The sequence below is a fragment of the Janthinobacterium darwini genome (assembly GCF_051380905.1).
GTDB lineage: Bacteria > Pseudomonadota > Gammaproteobacteria > Burkholderiales > Burkholderiaceae_D > Janthinobacterium.
On sequence record NZ_JBNYXX010000001.1, the window covers coordinates 2,584,224 to 2,599,693 of the forward strand.

Annotated in this window: 13 protein-coding genes; 3 read left to right on the forward strand and 10 right to left on the reverse strand. The window is 62.0% G+C overall.

The genetic code is table 11. The features are described from left to right. Positions 1-8: 8 nt before the first annotated feature. From ACQ4WZ_RS11865 to ACQ4WZ_RS11880, 4 genes are all read right to left on the reverse strand, one after another. Positions 9-878, reverse strand: coding sequence for a carbohydrate ABC transporter permease (locus tag ACQ4WZ_RS11865; protein ID WP_101480770.1), 870 nt, complete (start codon positions 876-878; stop codon positions 9-11). Continuing rightward, positions 875-1,759, reverse strand: coding sequence for a carbohydrate ABC transporter permease (locus ACQ4WZ_RS11870; RefSeq protein ID WP_010397323.1), 885 nt, complete (start codon positions 1,757-1,759; stop codon positions 875-877). Before ACQ4WZ_RS11870 ends, ACQ4WZ_RS11865 begins: the two co-directional genes overlap by 4 nt. A gap of 115 nt (positions 1,760-1,874) precedes the next feature. Then, the gene (locus ACQ4WZ_RS11875) at positions 1,875-3,128 is read right to left on the reverse strand and encodes an ABC transporter substrate-binding protein (protein WP_436573488.1); all 1,254 of its coding nucleotides are present in this window, start codon (positions 3,126-3,128) and stop codon (positions 1,875-1,877) included. 315 nt (positions 3,129-3,443) lie between these two features. Continuing rightward, positions 3,444-4,730 (reverse strand): maltoporin, encoded by a 1,287-nt coding sequence (locus tag ACQ4WZ_RS11880; protein WP_101480769.1) that lies wholly within the window; start codon positions 4,728-4,730, stop codon positions 3,444-3,446. A 345-nt stretch (positions 4,731-5,075) separates the two neighbouring features. Here ACQ4WZ_RS11880 and ACQ4WZ_RS11885 point away from each other — a divergent pair, with 345 nt between their 5' ends. Both ACQ4WZ_RS11885 and ACQ4WZ_RS11890 read left to right on the forward strand, forming a co-directional pair. After that, a complete protein-coding gene (locus tag ACQ4WZ_RS11885) occupies positions 5,076-6,989 on the forward strand; it encodes a glucokinase (protein ID WP_436573489.1) in 1,914 nt (637 codons plus the stop codon). Continuing rightward, positions 6,973-8,061 (forward strand): LacI family DNA-binding transcriptional regulator, encoded by a 1,089-nt coding sequence (locus ACQ4WZ_RS11890; protein WP_133992246.1) that lies wholly within the window; start codon positions 6,973-6,975, stop codon positions 8,059-8,061. The genes ACQ4WZ_RS11885 and ACQ4WZ_RS11890 overlap by 17 nt, the downstream gene beginning before the upstream one ends. A gap of 51 nt (positions 8,062-8,112) precedes the next feature. On the opposite strand, the gene ACQ4WZ_RS11895 is transcribed toward ACQ4WZ_RS11890, so the two are convergent. The 5 genes from ACQ4WZ_RS11895 to ACQ4WZ_RS11915 form a co-directional block, all read right to left on the reverse strand. Further along, a complete protein-coding gene (locus ACQ4WZ_RS11895; RefSeq protein WP_436573490.1) occupies positions 8,113-9,753 on the reverse strand; it encodes a sensor domain-containing diguanylate cyclase in 1,641 nt (546 codons plus the stop codon). Between the two features lie 231 nt (positions 9,754-9,984). Continuing rightward, positions 9,985-10,905: a carbohydrate kinase family protein gene (locus ACQ4WZ_RS11900; protein ID WP_436573491.1), complete on the reverse strand. Its 921-nt coding sequence runs from the start codon at positions 10,903-10,905 to the stop codon at positions 9,985-9,987. Beyond that, positions 10,902-12,116 carry an AGE family epimerase/isomerase gene (locus ACQ4WZ_RS11905; protein WP_101480764.1) on the reverse strand — a complete coding sequence of 405 codons (1,215 nt, stop codon included), beginning with the start codon at positions 12,114-12,116 and terminating at the stop codon, positions 10,902-10,904. Before ACQ4WZ_RS11905 ends, ACQ4WZ_RS11900 begins: the two co-directional genes overlap by 4 nt. 68 nt (positions 12,117-12,184) lie before the next feature. Continuing rightward, positions 12,185-13,186, reverse strand: coding sequence for a tetratricopeptide repeat protein (locus ACQ4WZ_RS11910; protein ID WP_436573492.1), 1,002 nt, complete (start codon positions 13,184-13,186; stop codon positions 12,185-12,187). Next, a complete protein-coding gene (locus ACQ4WZ_RS11915; RefSeq protein ID WP_436573493.1) occupies positions 13,183-14,022 on the reverse strand; it encodes a tetratricopeptide repeat protein in 840 nt (279 codons plus the stop codon). Before ACQ4WZ_RS11915 ends, ACQ4WZ_RS11910 begins: the two co-directional genes overlap by 4 nt. A gap of 136 nt (positions 14,023-14,158) precedes the next feature. Between ACQ4WZ_RS11915 and ACQ4WZ_RS11920 the strand changes: the two genes are divergently transcribed. Beyond that, entirely contained in the window at positions 14,159-14,563 is a 405-nt protein-coding gene (locus ACQ4WZ_RS11920) for a DUF1090 domain-containing protein (protein WP_436573494.1), read from the forward strand. Here ACQ4WZ_RS11920 and mmsB read toward each other — a convergent pair. Beyond that, entirely contained in the window at positions 14,560-15,465 is a 906-nt protein-coding gene (gene mmsB / locus ACQ4WZ_RS11925) for a 3-hydroxyisobutyrate dehydrogenase (RefSeq protein WP_101480760.1), read from the reverse strand. The genes ACQ4WZ_RS11920 and mmsB overlap by 4 nt on opposite strands. Between the last annotated feature and the right edge of the window lie 5 nt (positions 15,466-15,470).

Consider the following 15,470-nt stretch of genomic DNA (forward strand, 5'->3'; position numbering starts at 1 on the left):
TTATTTCCTTAACCTTTGACTGCGCCTGCGGTCAGACCGCGCACAAAATAACGGCCTGCGACCAGATAGACCAGCAGGGTCGGCAGCGCGGCAATCACCGCGGCGGCCATGTTGACGTTGTATTCCTTCACGCCCGTGGACGTGTTGACCAGGTTGTTCAAGCCCACCGTGATCGGCTGCGAATCGCCGCTGGCGAAAACGATACCGAACAGGAAGTCGTTCCAGATCTGCGTGAACTGCCAGATGATGCAGACGACGAAAATCGGACCCGAAATCGGCAGCACGATCTTGCGGAAGATCAGGAAGAAGCCGGCGCCGTCGATGCGCGCTGCCTTGATCAGTTCTTCCGGTACGCCGATATAGTAGTTACGGAAGAACAGGGTCGTGAAGGCCGTGCCGTACACCACATGCACGAAAACGAGGCCCGTGGTGGTATTGGCCAGGCCAAATTCACCCAGCAGGCGCGCCATCGGCAGGATCACCACCTGGAACGGAATGAAGCAGCCCACCAGCAAGGCGGCAAACAGGATTTCCGAACCACGGAAGCGCCAGTGCGCGAACACATAGCCATTGAAGGCGCCCAGGAAGGTCGAAATCAGCACGGCGGGAATCACCATCTTGATCGAGTTCCAGAAGAACGGCTGCATGCCGTCGCAGGTGACGCCCGTGCAGGCCGAAGACCAGGCCTTGGACCAGGACTCGAACTGCCACACGTGCGGCAAGGCCAGCAGGTTGCCGCTGCGGATCTCGTCGAGCGACTTGAACGACGTCGACAGGGTCACGTACAGGGGCACGATGTAGTACACCGCAAACAGAATCAGCAGCAGGTATACAACCACCCGTCCGAGGGTGAGGCGATTATTACGTGTAGGTGTCATCTCATCGCCTTTGCGCTGCGCGTTTCCAGGTACATCAGCGGCACGAGCACGGCCACGATGGTGGCCAGCATCATCATTGCCGATGCCGAGCCCAGGCCCAGCTGGCCGCGGGTGAAGGAAAACTGGTACATGAAGATGGCCGGCACGGACGACGAATTGCCAGGTCCGCCGGCGGTCAAAGCGATGACCAGGTCGAAGCTCTTGATGGCGATATGCGCGAGGATCAGCAGCACGCTGAAGAACACGGGACGCATGGCGGGAATCACGATGCGCCAGTAGATCGTCGGCAAGGACGCGCCATCGACTTGCGCCGCCTTGATGATTTCATCATCGATGCCGCGCAGGCCGGCCAGGAACAGGGCCATGACAAAGCCCGACGATTGCCATACGCCGGCGATCACCACCGTGTAGATGGCCATGTCGGAGTTCACCAGCCAGTCGAAGGTAAACGACGTCCAGCCCCAGTCGTGCATGACTTTTTCCAGGCCCAGGCTGGGATTGAGCATCCATTTCCAGGCCGTGCCGGTGACGATGAAGGACAGCGCCATCGGATACAGGTAGATGGCGCGCAGCGCGCCTTCGGCGCGGATTTTCTGGTCCAGCAGGATCGCCAGGAACAGGCCGATGGCGATGCTGCAACCGATGAACAGGACACCAAAGATACCGAGGTTCTTGAGCGAGGTCCACCAGCGCTCATTGTCGAACAGCTCGACGTATTGCACCAGGCCGGCGAACTCGTAGTTCGGCATCAGCCGCGATTCGGTCAGCGACAGCCAACCGGTCAAAAAGATAAAACCATAGACAAATACCAAGCTGGCGATGAGCGTGGGGCCCAGCACCATCTGCGGTATCCATCGGTCGAATTGCTTGCGTATGGACATAGGACAGCCGTAGAAGTAAAACTGCGTGTGGCGCCGGCCTGGACGAACGCCAGGGCGGGCGCCTGCGATGCATGCGATACTGCGGGCGCCGGCGGGAGTGCCGGCGCCGGCGTGATTACTTCACTTTTGCCGCTTTGGCCAGGGCTGCAACCGCGTCTTTCGAGCTCATGTTGGTATTCATGAACTTGGCGATGACGTCGGTCACGGCGCCTTGGGTGGCCGATGGCAGCGCCATGCCGTGGGCGAACGATGGCACCAGGCCGCCGGTCTTGTTGGTGGCATCCATGTCTTCCATTGATTTCAGGGCGCAAGCGTCAAACTTGTCCTTGGAAACGCCGGAACGCACGGGGATGGAACCCTTGTTCAGGTTGAAGATCGACTGGAACTTCGGATTCATGATGGCGTTGGCCAGGGCGATCTGCCCTTTCTTCGCATTCGCATCCTTTTGCGTGAACATGGCAAACGAATCGATGTTGAAGGTATAGGCCTTGTCCGTGCCAGGCGCTGCCACGCACAGGTAATCCTTGCCCGGCACCTTGCCGGCAGCCGTAAACTCGCCCTTGGCCCAGTCACCCATGAACTGGAAGCCAGCCTTGTTGTTGATGACCATGGCAGTGGCCAGGTTCCAGTCGCGGCCGGCCGCATCCTTGTCGATGTAGGTCTTTACCTTGCCCAGGGTGTCGAACACCTTGAGCATGGTCGGGCCGGTCAATTCCTTCTGGTCCAGCTTGAGGATGGCCTTCTTGTAGAATTCGGTGCCGCCCACGCCCAGCGCGACGGATTCAAACACGGTGGCGTCCTGCCATGGCTGGCCGCCGTGGGCAATCGCGATGCCGCCCGATTTCTTGATTTTCTCGGCCGCGTCGAAGAACGCATCCCAGGTCGTCGGGGTGGTGGTCACGCCGGCCTTTTTCAGCACTTCCGGATTCACCCACATCCAGTTGACGCGGTGGACGTTGACAGGGGCGGCAACGTAATGGCCCTTGTATTTCATGATGTCGGCGACAACTTTCGGCAGCACGGCATCCCATTTGCCTGGAATGGCTGCATCATCGATATTGGCCAGCACGCCTTCCGCGCCCCATTCCTGGATCGATGGTCCCTTGATCTGAGCGGCCGTTGGCGGGTTGCCGGAAATGACGCGGGTTTTCAGCGCGGTCGCGGCGTTTTCGCCAGCGCCACCAGCCACGGCGAAGTCTTTCCAGCCAAAGCCGCTTTCCTTCACGATTTGCTGCAACTGGCCCACGGACTTCGCTTCGCCGCCGGAGGTCCAGTAGTGCAACACTTCCACGTCGGTTGCAAAAGCGCTGCCGGCAAATGCCAGGGTGGTCAGTGCGGCCAGTTGGGTAATCTTGAATTTCAGTTTCATCTCCACATTCCTTTTTTGATCAAGCTTTTAGGGGGCTTCGGCATACGGTGGCCGAAAAAGGTGATAGTGCGCCTGTACCGGCGCTCTTGTGCTCAGACCCGCTTGCAAACGGGCATCATCATCAGTGAAAAGACGGCGCCGTGATCCATGACATGCTTACATTGTATTTATATCACGGGGCGGCGCCAAAAACACATCCGCGAAGGATGCGCCAGGTTGATCTGAACTTACAAACATCAACGCTGAACAAAACCGTCGCGCGCGGCACTCATGTGTGGCCGAAAAGCGCGCCGCGCAACAGGTTTGGTTCGGTGTTTAGAACCAGGTTTCTACCTGGAAGCCATACGACGTGCCGCTGGTATTGTTGTTATAGATCGGGCCGCCGTTGTTCGATGCATTGACCGACGCGGTGGCCGCATCGTTCCATTTGCCGTAGGTGACGAAAGCGCGCAGTTCAGGACGCGACCACAGGCCAGGGCCGGCGGAGATCGTCGGTGCGATGGTCAGCTTGGTCAAACGCTTGGCTGGCAGGCCGCCCGCTTGCGTTACGCGGTCCGTGCCCAGTTCGCCCACCAGCTTGAAGTTGTCGGTGAACGCGTACACGGGACGCACGCCAACCGAGGTCCAGGTCGAGGAACCGGTGGCATTCGACTCGTCTTTTTGCCACAGGGCGACGAATTCCATGCCGAAGTTGGCCATCGGCTGGATCGCCATGTCATTGAAGATGCGCGTGCGTTTCACGTCCGAACCGAAATTGGTGTCGCCCGAAGCGCCGAACTGCGCGCCCTTGCCGGTGCCAGGACCGACGCCGTATTGCACGCCGAAGGTATTGCCGCCGCCAAATACTTTACCTTGACGGTGGAATGCCGACAACTGCCAGCCATTGTGTTTCTGGCCAAAAGCGTCGTTGTCCTTGCCTTCACCGATGATGTAGGTCGCAGCCAGGTCCAGCGTGCCGTTTTCATTGACGGGAATTTCGCCGAAAATGAAGTTCTGGCGCACGGCAGACTTGGTGCTCACGACGCCGGTCGGCGACACGGTATTGATATCGTTGTCCTTGAAGAAGGCATACGAGAATTTACCCGGGCCTGCAGGAATGCGGTCCAGGCCGGCGCCTGTGCCGTTCATGTTGATGTATTGCAGATCCAGCATGTGGATGTCAGGACGGTAGTAGAAGCGCTTACCGATCCAGGCCGTGCCGCCGTTCAGGAAATCGAGTCCCTGCGCTTCGACATAGGCCTTGACGATGCCCAGCTTGTTGTCGCCGAAATCGGAATTTGGCGCGTAGGCATTGACCCAGATGGTGGCCAGGTAGTTCACGCCGCCGGACTTGGCGACGGACTTGGTGTAGCCGAATTCCGTGTAGGCGTCGCACTCATTGCCCAGACGGTATTTCATGGTATTGCCACCAAGGCCGAAGCAGCCTTGCGAACCGCCGTCGCCCGATGTATTGCTGCCGGCGCCAGCGCGCAGGTAGCCATGGAAGCCTTCGGAATCACTTGGGTACATTGGGTCGGCGGCAGCGGAACCGCTGGCGATGGCTAAGACGATGGCAGCTGGCAGCGTTTTCAACACGGCCTTCAACATGGTGCTATGCAGCATGGTAAGTCTCCTCAGTAGTTATTTTTTATCTAGTCATTCGTGGCCGAATGTACTGGCCAGAATTCTTTCCAGCAGGGACATAGTAACTATACTACGAACAAATATCAACATATTATGTTGTAATCCTACGACTACTCTGCGACACTTTATTTGCGTACTGATGTGCGGCTTGACTGCCCTGTTTTTTCCACTGCCGCCCACCTATCTGGCACAGTGGACAGGCATTTGCGCAGGCCCCCTGCATTTTTCGGCACGCGGCACGTATACGAATTAAAATCCTTGGTTTTTGCCCATAACGATAGTGCGCCGCCACGACCGCGCACGCAGACGAGACAAAGCACCGCCATGAAAATTGATGAAAAAATGGAAGTAGCAGGCAGCGATCCGGCGGAGCGTTTCAGTGAAGGGCCACGCCTGCTGGCCGACATCGGCGGCACCAATGCCCGCTTCGTGCTCGAAACCCGCCAGGGCCACCTGGAAGCGGTAGCCGTGCTGCCCTGCGACGACTATGCTTCGCTGCTCGACGCCATCACCGCCTATATGGATAGCAGCGAGGCGCGCGCCGCCGGTTCGGCACGCGTGCGCCATGCGGCCATTGCCATCGCCAATCCCATCGACGACGACAATATCCGCATGATGAACCATCACTGGTTCTTCTCGATCGAGGCCATGCGCGCCGCGCTGGGCCTCGATACTTTGCTGGTGGTGAATGACTTCACGGCGCTGGCCATGGCCCTGCCCTATCTTCGGCCCGACCAGCGCCTGCAGATCGGTGGCGGCATGGCGCGCGCCGACAGCGTCATCGGCCTGCTCGGTTCGGGCACGGGCCTGGGCGTATCGGGCATGATTCCGGCCGAAGACCGCTGGATCGCGCTGGGCAGCGAAGGCGGCCACGTCAGCTTCGCGCCCTGCGACCAGCGCGAGATGGACGTGCTGTCCTTTGCCTGGCGCGAGCTGTCGCACGTCTCGGCCGAGCGTCTCGCCTCCGGGCGCGGGCTGGAACTGATCTACCGCGCCCTGTCAGAGCGCGCCGGCAAGCCCGATGCCCTACCGCTGCTGGCGGCCGACATCACCAGCCGTGCCCTGAACAATGAATGCGACATCTGCATCGAAGCGGTGGACTGCTTTTGCGCCATCCTTGGCTCCATCGCCGGCAACGTGGCCATGACCCTCGGTGCGCTGGGCGGTATCTATATAGGCGGCGGCATCGTGCCGCGCCTGGGGCCCCTGTTCGAACAGTCGCAGTTCCGTGCCCGCTTCGAGCAAAAGGGCCGCCTGAACGAATACCTGGCGCAGATCCCCACTTTCTTGATCACAGCCGAACTGCCGACCTTTCTGGGCATCGCCGCCATCCTGGCGCAAAAGCTCAAGCGCGCCCATTCCGGCGCACCCGTGCTTGAATCCGTACGCCAGGCGCGCGGGCGCATGAGCCCCTCGGAATGCAAGGTGGCCGACTGGGTGCTGAAGGAGCCAAACGCCATGCTGACCCTGCCGATCGCCGAGATCGCCCAAAGGGTCGGCGTCAGCCAGCCGACCGTGATGCGCTTTTGCCGCTCGATCGGCGTGCAGGGCCTGGCCGACTTCAAATTGAAGCTCGCTTCCGGCCTTACGGGCGGCGCCATCACGGTGGCCCACTGCCATGTGGAGATTTCGGACTCCGACGCCGAACTGGCGCGCAAGGTGCTGGGCAATAACGCCTCGGCCGCGCTGGCACTGCGCGACATGCTCGACGTGAAGGCGCTGACGGCTGCCATCGAACTGCTGCGCGGCGCGCAGCGCGTGGAATTGCTGGCCGTGGGCAGCGCCCGCGTGGTGGCCGATGACATGCAGCAGAAGCTGCTCAACCTGGGCATCATCAGCAGCTTCTTTGCCGATCCGCAGGCGCAGGAAATGAGCGCCGCCATGCTCAAGCCCGGCGACGTGGCGCTGGTCATTTCCCGCTCGGGCGCCCTGCCCGAGCTGCTGCGCACCGTCAAGGTGGCGCAGGGCTGCGGCGCGCGCGTGCTGGCCATTACCGCCAGCGGTTCGCCGCTGGCCAAGCTGGCCGACGTGCTGCTGACCCTGAACCACCCGGAGGGCAACCTCAATTTCGTGCCCATGATCGTGCGGCTGCTGCAGCTGATGATGCTCGATATCCTGTCGGTGGGACTGGCGCGGCGCGACACGGCGCAGCGCACCAGCGCCGCCGAACTGGAAGAGGGACAATTGCACGGCATGCGCATCAGCGGCAAGCTGAAATTCGGTGGCCACCTCGAATAAGGCGGCGCACGCCGCCCCCGATACCGCCAGCGGCGCGACCGTGCATGACGTGGCGCGCGTGGCAGGCGTGTCGGCCATGACGGTATCGCGCGTCATCAACGGACGCGCCAGCGTCAGCACGGCCACGCGGGACAAGGTCGAGGCGGCGATCGCCAGCCTGCACTATCAACCCAACCTGGCGGCCAGGGCGGCCCGCACAGGCACCCTGCGCATCGGCTTGCTATACAGCAACCCCAGCGCCGCCTTCCTCAGTGAATTCCTGGTCGGCGCCATGGATCAATGCCGTCAGGGCGGCGGCCAGCTGCTGCTCGAGCGCTGCGAAGACCTGGACAGCCAGCGCGCCGGCATCGCCTGCCTGGTGGCGGCCGGCGTGGATGGCATCCTGGTGCCGCCGCCCCTGTGCGATTCGCCCGCAGTGCTGGCGCAGCTGAATCAGATGGGTATCCCCGCCATCGCCGTTGCCACGGCGCGCCCCTCTCCCGATGTGTCGGCCGTGCGCATCGACGACTACGAAGGCGCGCTGGCCATGACGCGCCATCTGCTCGCGCTGGGCCACCGCGACATAGGCTTCATCGAAGGCGATCCGGCGCATACGCCCGCCCTGCTACGCCGCCAGGCCTTCGAGGACGCCATGCGGGAAGCGGGCTTGCAGGTGCCGCCGCACAGGGTGGCGCAAGGTTACTTTACCTATCGTTCGGGTCTCGACGCGGCACGCCAGTTGCTGGCGCAACAACCGTACCCCAGCGCCATCTTCGCCAGCAACGACGACATGGCCGCCGCCACCCTGGCCGTGGCGCACGGCATGGGCTTGCAGGTACCGGCGCAATTGAGCGTGTGCGGCTTCGACGACACACCCGTCGCCAGCACCGTCTGGCCCGAGCTGACCACCATCCACCAGCCCATTGCCGATATGGCGCGCGCCGCCGTCAATCTCGTCATCGAAGAGATACGCCAGCGCCGCGCGGGGGAAACCGTGCCGGCCACGCATCGCTTGATGGAATTTACCCTGGTAGAGCGGGCATCGTCGGGTAGATTTGCGCCGCCGGCGGAAAAAGGCCAGCGCAGGCCTTGACGCTGCCAGAACAGGCGATGCCAGTCACTCGCCTTGCCGGCGCACCCGCCCCTACAGCGCCTCGGTCAAGGCGAGGCTGCCGACCGAAGTGATGGCATAACCGTTGCGGCCAGCGCTTTTTGCCTTGTAGAGCGCCGTATCGGCCGCCGTCAATAAAGCCTCTTCCGTCGTATCGCCCCGGGCGCAGAACGCCAGGCCGACACTGGTGGCGACATGCAGACCGATACCGCTGCAATCAAAGCGCACAACCATCTCTTGCACGATTTTCTTGCCCAGTATCGCGAGTTCGGACTGATCCGTCAGTTGTTCAAAAATGATCACAAACTCATCGCCTGCAAGGCGTGCCACCGTGTCCGAGGCCCGGATGCAAGCTTTGAGCCGTTTGGCAAATTCAATCAATACCAGGTCGCCGATGCCATGCCCATATGTGTCATTTATTGATTTAAAATAATCGATATCCAGATAAGCCAGCGCCAGGCCCATACCAGCGCGCCGGGCACGCGTCAATGCCGCAGCCAGCGCCTCGTCAAACATGCGCCTGTTGTGCAGGCCGGTCAGCATGTCAGTGCGCGCCAAAGCAGCGAGGTTGCTCTCCGCAGCCTCCCTCTGCAGCGACAGCGCATAGAATGCACGGCTCAGCTTTCCGAATTCGTCTTTGCGGGCGATATCAAAAACCTCAATATCGGCATTGCCTGAGCGTATGTTCGCAACATGTCGGCCCAGATCGCCCAAGGGGCGCAAGAGCAGCAGCACCGCGAACCAGCCGGCACAACTGGCCAGCAAGGCGACGCCTGACGAAGCAATGATGACTTTGGCATAAATATCGGTGATCGGCGTGAATGCCTCGCTTTCAGGGTAGACGGCGCCGATGATCCAATCTGCCGCGCGCAAATGCTTGTACGTGATAATTGCCTGCACGCCCAGCTTGGTTTTACCCTGCATCCAGCCGTCGAATCCACGCAATGCAGCCACGGTGGAAGGCGTCGCCCCACCCTTTTCCTCACTCACCCGCTTCAGGACGCGCGCCGGGTCAGGATGGTGGAGGATCGTGCCGTCGTGGGTCAACATGAACAGATAGCCGCTCTTGCCCGGCTTGAGCTGCTCCCACTGGCCGAAAAATGTGGGGCTTTGCAAATTGATACCGGCAGCGATGATATACCGCAATTGACCGGCTTCGTCATAGATCGGTTCGGTTACCAGCACGATGGGCTTGCCCGACAGCATGCTCCTGAATGGACGCGATATCACGCCCTCCCTGAATTTGACGGTATCGATAAAGTAGTCACGCGTGGCGAAATTGAGCTTGCCGACTACGCTCCGGTCATTCATGCTGGCAATCAATTTTCCCGTAGCATCAAAGGCGACGAGATTGAAAAATTCCTCGCGCAGGCTTGGATGATGTTCAATAAATGCCTGCATGCGCTGCGGATGTTCAAGCACGTCTGCGGGTAGCCCTTCCGCCAGCACCCTGAGCAGTGCTTTCTTCGCATTCAAATCGTCGTCGATATATGCGGCCGCGCTGGCCAGCAAGGCATATTGCTGATTGCCGATGACGGATGCCATCTGCCCTTGCGCGACAGAGAGCGATGTGAGCGCAACAGAACCTGTCGCGCACAGCACCAGCACGCCCACGAGCACAGCCATCTTGAATTTGAAGCTCCTGGGATTGAAAAATTTCCGGACCTTATGCATGCGGACTTCCTTCTCAGCGCCCATGCTCTGTAAAGCGCACAGATCCGGCCAGGTAGCGCCATGCATGGCACTGGGAGGAACGGCATATTTTTCAGCCCATGACTTGCAGCCTGTCCCCGCAGATGAATGCACTCCAGGGACAGGCTCTTGACATGGCAAGAAAGCAAATCTTACGCCTTTTATTGCAAGAAGGGCGCACTGGCGCTGCTGAATACACACACCATGCCCACATCATCCCAATATAGTGCGCTCCAGCAAGGATTCCACCAATTGCACGGAGGGCGGCGAGCCGCCAGCGGCCAGGCAGGCGCCCGCACCGGCCGCGACGGCGAAGCGCAAGTGCTGGCCACCATCGGCATCGGGCCGGTACATCAGGCTATACAGCAAGCCGCCGATGCTGGCGTCGCCCGCCCCCACCGAGTCGACCACCTCGATGACGGGCGGCGCCGCCTGCCATGTCTGTTCGCCCTGGTACAGGGCGGCGCCCTGCGCGCCACGCGTATACAGATACGTGGCTTGCGGATTCCAGCCGCGCAGCACGGCAAACGCGCCATCGATATCATCGTGGCGAAACAGGCCCGCCAGGTCTTCGTCCGACACTTTGACGACGTCAGCCAGTTCCACCATGCGGCGCAGGGTGGCGTCGTAGCGCTCATCCATCATGACGCGGAAATTCGGGTCATAGCTGATTTTCACGCCAGCCGCCTTGAGTTCCTGCGCCAGCGCCACCAGCTTGCCCGCCAGCGGTTCGCGCGCCAGGCTGATGCCGCCAAAATGCACCCATTGCGCCCCCTGCATCCAGCCGGCCGGCAAGAGCGCCGCGTCGAAATGCAGGTCGGCGCTGTCGTCGCCGATGAAGTAATACGTGGGTGGATGCAGTTCGTGCACGATGGCCAGCAGCGGCGACTTCGCACAGCGCTGCAAGAAGCGCATGTCCAGACCCGACGCTTTGGTGGCCGCTGCCAGCGCATCGCCGAAGACGTCGAGGCTGACGGCGCCGGCAAAGGCACTGGGCACGCCCAGGCGCGCCATCACGCGCGCCACGTTCCAGGTCGAGCCGCCCACCTGGCTGCTCCAGGTATCCGCGCCCGTGCGCAGCATATCCGTCAGCGCTTCGCCGGCTGAAACAAAAGGAGGGAAAGTGGCGTTCATGCGGCACCACCAATCACGTTCAGCACTTCATGGCAGGCGCCCATGGTGTGGTAATCGACCTTGCCGGCCGGGCTTTTCTCGTCGCTGATCTTGCGATTTTCCGGAGTCAAAATGCGGTACCAGGCGCCGTGTTCATGGTCGACAAAATGCGTCCAGCTGTAGTCCCAGATCTTGTCGTAGCTGCGCCAGTAGGCGTCGTCGCCCGTGCGCGCGGCCAGCACGGCGGCGGCCGCAAAGCTTTCCGCCTGCACCCAGAAGTATTTGTCGCCATCGCAGATTTCATCGTGCGGGCCGAAGCCGTAGTGGATGCCGCCATGCACGCCATCCCAGGCCTTGGCCAGCGCCGTGTCGTACAGGGCGCGCGCGCGCGGCAGCAGCCAGTCGGACGGGCCAGCCATGAACTTGGCGTGGCGCTCCATGATCAGCAGCAGCTTGGCCCATTCCGTGAAGTGGCCGGGCTGGTAGCCCCAAGGGCGGAAGATATTGCTCTTGTCGTGCAGGTTGTAGTCCCAGTCGATCGACCAGTCGGACTTGTAGTGCTCCCAGATCATGCCATTGGCCAGGCCGGCCTGGCGCACGGTGATATTGTGTGCCAGGGTTTCGGCGCGATGCAGGTAGCGCGCTTCGCCCGTCGCCTCGAACGCGGCCAGCATGGCTTCGCAGGCGTGCATATTGGCGTTCTGGCCCCGGTAGCCGTCCAGGGTGGCCCAGTCGGCGCTGGCCACGTCCGCATACAGGCCGTGTTCGGGCAGCCAGAAGCGCTGCTCCATCAGTTCGAACGTCTCGTCCAGATACGCGCGTGCTTCCTGCATACCCGCTTGCAAGGCGTGCGCATACGCGAGCAGCACGAAGGCCAGGCCGTAGCAGTGGTTGGCGCCGTCTTCCACCGTCTTGCCGCCGTCTTGCCATTTCAGTTGCCAAGCATAGCCGCCCGTGACCGGATCGCGGTGCACGTCGCGCAAAAAGGCCACGCCGTGGCGCAGGGCCGCCTGGTAATCGTCGTCGCCGAAACGGCGGTAAGCCATGGCGTAATTGAAGATGAAGCGCGTACTGCTGACCAGGTGGCGCGTGCTGGCGTCATACACCGTGCCGTCATCGCGGAAGAAGTGATAAAAGCCGCCGCTCGCATCGATGGCGCGCGGGTGATAAAAGTGCATTGTGTGCAGGATATGCTTTTCGAGCATTTCCCTGGAGCGGAAATCGGGATTCATGAATGTCTCTTCATATTGTTATCGATAACAATGATGATAGCATGCCGCCCCCACTCCGTCATGCCCAGTCAGGGGGTCTTGGCCAGTCTGAGCTTTTCACGCCACAGCGCCGCCTGCGCGGGATCGGCCAGCTGTCCCAGTTCACCCTTAGCGTACACCTGGACCAGCCGTTCCATGGCTTCCACATCGCCCTGCTTCGCGGCCAGCAGGTACAGCGTGAACGGCGCTGGCGCCGGCCCCTGCCGGGTGGGTCCGCCACGGCCCTGCTCCAGCAGGCGCGCGAAGCCCGTCTGGCCCGGTGGACTTTTCGCGATGGCAGCCATTTCGTACCAGCCCAAAGCCGCCTCGTCGCTCTGCGGCACGCCCTGCCCCACTTCGTACGAGTAGGCCACATTGTTCAAGCCGGGCGGGTCGAGCACCTTGGCCGCCTGCATGTACCAGCCAAATGCTTCCTTGCGTTGCGCGTCATCGTGCGCCGTCATCATCAGCCGGTAGCCGATTTCATTGTAGGCGGGGATGAAGCCCTTTTCGGCGTAAAACTTCAGCCAGTGCAGCGCGTGCGCCTGTTCTTCCACGCTGCTGCGGATGTTTTCGAAGTGCATGGCCAGCGTGAAATTGGCCAGCTCCACGCCTTGCGCTGCACCCTTGCGCGACCAGTATTCGCCCAGCTTGCGGTCGATTGCCATGCCCTGGCCCAGCGTGTACGCCACGCCCAGGAAAGCCTGCGCCGGACCATAACCGCCTTCCGCCGATTTCTGCATCCACGCCAGACCCAGGTCGCGGTCGCGCGGCGTGCCCTCGCCTTCGTGCAGCAGTTGCGCCAGGTCCAGCTGGGCGACCGTGTCGCCCCCTTCGGCAGCGATACGCGCCTTCTCGAAGGCGGCGACCTTGTCCGGCGACAGGTCGGCCGGGCGGTTGATCACGGCCTGCACGCGCGCGCGCATGTCATCGAGGCCGGACATATCGAATTCGGCCAGCGCCGGATGCTGGCGCGGTGCTTTGCTGGACGCCTGCTGCGCCAGCACGGGCTGCGCCAGCGTCAGGCCCAAGATGAACAGGATAGTCTTCATTTCTTTTCCTTCTCAGCCAGCTTGCCTCGCCATTCGGCGGCCTCTTCGGCATTCGCCTGTTGTCCCAGTTCGCCTTTGACATACACGTCAATCATGCGCCGCATGGCGGGCAGGTCGCCGCTCCATCCGGCCCGTTCATACCAGATCAGCGCCCACTTGTCCGACTGTTTCACACCCAGGCCCAGCTCGTGCGCGCGGGCCAGGTTGCGCATGCCCGCCGGATCCGTTTCACGCGCCGACTTGTCATACCAGGCGAAGGCCTCGCCACGTTGCTGCTCATCGGTAGCGGTGCGCATCAAGTGCTCGCCCAGCGCATTGTAGGCGGGTACAAAGTGCTGTTCGTTCGCCGCCGCCTTCAGCCAGATGATGGCCAGCGCCTGTTCTTCGGCACTGCTGCCGCCGTCGATGAATTCCAGCGCCAAAATGGTTTGCGCCAGTACGTCGCCTTGCGCCACGCCCTTGCGCAGCCAGTACTCGCCCTGCACGCGGTCGATGGGCACCTTGCCGCCTACGGTATAGGCCAGTCCCATGTCTCCTTGTGCCGGCGCATAGCCGCCTTCGGCCGACTTGCGCAGCCAGGCCATCGACTGCGCCGTGCTTTGCGGCGCACCGACGCCCAGCTGCAGCTTGCGTGCCAGTTCCAGCTGCGCCACCACATCGCCCGCTTCGGCAGCACGCCGTGTCTCGGCAAATGCGGCGATATTGGCCGGGTCCCTGGCCGGCGCATCGGCACGCGCTTCGATGGCCAGCAACTGCAGGTCGAGCAAAGTGGGGGAAGTTTGCGCCAGGACTGCCAGCGGCAGCAACAGCGCCAGCGGAATCAAATTCTTGTGCATGCGAGGGAGTCGGGAGGAAGAAAATACGCATGGTAGCCGATGCCCCGCACGGGAGGCGCGCACTGCACGGGAAGTTTGACAGGGTACGCCGGCAGGCTTACATTGCATCAACTAAACCAACCTGCCCAGGAACGCCATGAATCGCCTATCGAAAACCGCCTTGACCTTGCTCGTCGCCCTCGTCGCCAGCGCCAGCGCCAGCACCACTGCCAGCGCCGCCGACACCCAACTGACGGGCTGCGCCGCCAAGCGCGAAAGCATCCGCAGCGAATTGCGCCAGGCGCAGGAACAGGGCTTGTCCGACAAGGTCGCGGGCCTCACGCGCGCGCTCGACGAAGTCAACGCCCACTGCCGCGACAACATGCTGGTCGAACGTCACAACAAGAAGGTGCTGAAGGCGCAGGCGAAGGTGAACCAGACGGAGCGTTCGCTGCGCCTGGCCCAGGAAGCGAACAAGCAGCCGAAAAAGATCGCCAAGCTGGAAGGCAAGCTGGAAAAAGCCAGGGCGGATCTGGCCGCCCTGCAGGCACAACAGCCTTAAGCTTTCTCCCCCAGCAGTTGATAAATGCTGGAAAAATCCAGCGCGCCCGCTCCCGCCTTGCTGTGCACACTATATAAATTGCGCGACAAGGCGCCCAGCGGCACGCTCGCACCGCTGGCCAGCGCGCTTTCCACGGCCAGGCCCAGGTCTTTCAGCATCAGGTCGACGCCAAAGCCGCCCGTGTAGCCACGCGACGCGGGCACGTTCTCCGCCACGCCGGGGCACGGGTTGTACACTTCCAGGGTCCAGTTGCGGCCCGAGCTTTTCGCCATCACGTCCGACACCACCTTCGGGTCCAGGCCATTGGCCACGCCCAGGCGTATCGCTTCGCTGGTGCCGATCATGAGTATGCCCAACAGCATGTTGTTGCAGATCTTGACCGTCTGGCCGCAACCCGAGCCGCCCGCGTGGAAAATCGCCTTGCCCATGATCTCCAGGTAGGGTCGCGCCGCCGCCAGCGCGGACTCTTCGCCGCCCACCATGAAGGTCAGGGTGCCGTTGGTGGCGCCCGCCGTGCCGCCCGAGACGGGCGCATCCAGCATGGGCATGCCCTTCTCCTGCGCAGCGCGGCCCACCTGGCGCGCCGCTTCGGTGGAAATCGTCGAACAGTCGATCAGCAGGGTGCCGGGCCGCGCCTGCGCCAGGATGCCAGTCCCACCCAAAGGGTTACCCAAATAAGCACCCAGCACGTGGCGGCTGGCAGGCAACATGGTAATGACGATGTCGGCCGCCTGGATCGCCGCCGCCTGGTCATCAGACACCAGGCCGCCGCCATCGGCAAACTGCCGTACGCTGGCCGGCAGCAAGTCAAAGCCCGTCACGGCATGGCCGGCCCGCACCAGGTTCTGCGCCATGGGCAGCCCCATGTTTCCGAGGCCGATAAAAACGATGTTTGCGCTCATCACCG